Origin of the sequence: Protofrankia coriariae (assembly GCF_001017755.1) — a bacterium.
Classification (GTDB): Bacteria; Actinomycetota; Actinomycetes; order Frankiales; family Frankiaceae; genus Protofrankia; species Protofrankia coriariae.
Map to the genome: position 1 here is coordinate 1 of NZ_JWIO01000012.1, position 1,607 is coordinate 1,607.

Consider the following 1,607-nt stretch of genomic DNA (forward strand, 5'->3'; position numbering starts at 1 on the left):
ACCGATCTTGAAACAGTCCCGGAAGATGATCAGGGAAAGCTCGTCGGTGCATCCAGGGTTAGAGGGTGTCTCATGTGGGGAGTTTCTTCCAGCAGCTTTACACCGATGCTGAGCGCAACAGCTCCAGCACCAAACATCCAGTGGAATCAGTAGACGTCGCGGACGTAGCGGTTGTCGGTGGCGAGCTGTCTGATGTAGGCGGCGGCTTCCTCGGGGTCGAGGTTGCCGTGGGTGGTGGCGATGTCGCGGAGTGCCTGATCGACGTCCTTGGCCATGCGGGCGGCGTCGCCGCACACGTAGACGCAGGCGCCGTCGCGCAGCCACGCCCACAGGTGCGCGCCATGCTCCCGCATGCGGTCCTGGACGTAGATCCTGGCGCGTTGGTCGCGGGAGAATGCCAGGTCAAGGCGGGTGAGGGTACCAGTGGTGGCGAGAGCTTCGAGTTCGTCGGCGTAGTAGAAGTCGGTCGCGCGGCGCTGTTCACCGAAGAACAGCCAGTTCGGCCCGCGCGCGCCGCGGGCCTGGCGCTCCTGCAGGAAGCCCAGGAACGGCGCGATGCCGGTACCCGGGCCGATCATGACAGCCGGTGCGTCGTCGGCGGCGGGCGGGCGGAAGCGCGGCGAGCGTTGCAGAAACACCGGCACCGGGTGGCCAGGGGCCGTGTCGGCGAGGTAGGTGGAGCACACACCCTTGCGGGGGCGGCCGCGGCTGCCCACGAAACGGACGACGGAGACGGTCAGACTCACCGCCGCCGGCTCCACCAGCGGCGAGGAGGAGATCGAGTACATCCTGGGCCGCAACCGTCCGAGCACCGTCAGCCAGTCGGTGACGCCGGCCCGCACCGGGTGTTCGGCGAGGACGTCGCCGGCCTGGCGGCCCCACATCCACTTCGTCAGTTCGAGCTTGTTGTCGGGGCGCAGCAGGGTGCGCAGCCGGACGTCGCGGGTGTGTTCGGCGACGAAACGCAGCAGGTCCGGGCGGACAGTGGTGATGTCCAGGCGGTGACGCAGCGCCTCGACCAGCGGCATCGGCTCGCCCACGTCGACGACGGTGTGGGGGTCCAGGCCGGTGGCGGCGAGCCACTCGTCGACCAGATCGGGGCAGTTCGTCGGCCAGACCCCCAGGGTGTCGCCGGCGGTGTAGTCCAGCCGGCTGTCGGTCAGGTCGAACGTGAAACGCCGCACCTCCTTGGCCGAGCCGGCCAGGCTCAGCAGCCGGTTACCGACCAGCGGCACCGCCCACGGATCGTTGCGGCTCGGCGCCGCCACCGCTGCCGCCGCTGTCTCGACGGATGCCCGCGGCCGTGGGACGGATCCCGACGGCGGCGGGACGGGAGATGCCTGGGCGGGAGAGGTCTGGGCAGGAGCGGTCTGGGCAGGAGCGGTGACTGGGGCGCCTGGTCGGGGTGGCGCGGCGGCGAGGGCGGAGATGACCTGCTCCAGCCAGCCGGCCAGAGCGTCGTGGTAGTCGGGTTCGCAGTCGACGCGCGGAACCAGCCGCCTGCCGCCCAGTTCGGCGAGACGCTGGTCGAGGCGGCGGCCGTGGCCGCAGAAGTCGTCGTAGCTGGAGTCGCCGAGGGCGAGCACGGCGTAACGGCGGCCGTCGAG

At 70.3% G+C, this 1,607-nt stretch carries 1 protein-coding gene; it reads right to left on the bottom strand.

What is annotated here, in order from left to right; translation table 11 throughout:
- Positions 1 to 146 precede the first annotated feature (146 nt).
- The coding region (locus FrCorBMG51_RS30955; RefSeq protein WP_235433447.1) for a diflavin oxidoreductase at positions 147 to 1,607 on the bottom strand (1,461 nt) is incomplete at its 5' end.